Below are 408 nucleotides of genomic sequence, written 5' to 3'. Positions count from 1 at the left end.
TGTTGCCGGACTGCTCGTCGCCCAACAGATTGCCGGCACCGCGAATATCGAGATCGTGGCTCGCTAGCTGGAATCCTGCGCCCAGTGATTCCAGCGACTGCAACACCCCCAGCCGGCGTTCAGCCGTGTCCGTCAGCTTCTTGTCCGCAGGCACCGTGAACAGGGCGTAGGCCCGCGCCTTTGCCCGGCCAATGCGGCCACGGATCTGGTACAATTGTGCGAGGCCGAAATTGTCAGCGCGGTGCACGATCAATGTATTGGCATTGGGGATGTCAAGCCCCGATTCCACGATTGTCGTTGAGACCAAGACGTCAAACTTACCGTCGTAGAAGGCATTCATGATGTCGTCGAGCTCGCCCGGCGCCATCTGCCCATTGGCAACCACGTAGGAAACCTCGGGCACCTGCG

Annotated in this window: 1 protein-coding gene; it reads right to left on the bottom strand. The window is 60.3% G+C overall.

The window, feature by feature from the left end; translation table 11 throughout:
• Nucleotides 1-408: helicase-related protein (locus D7Y15_RS43890; RefSeq protein ID WP_255430456.1), on the bottom strand; the 408-nt coding region annotated here is incomplete at both ends.

Source organism: Corallococcus sp. AB030 (assembly GCF_003668965.1).
In the GTDB taxonomy this organism is placed as follows: Bacteria; Myxococcota; Myxococcia; order Myxococcales; family Myxococcaceae; genus Corallococcus; species Corallococcus exiguus.
Note: the sequence above shows the minus strand (reverse complement) of the source record. Positions and strands in the feature narration are given on the sequence as shown.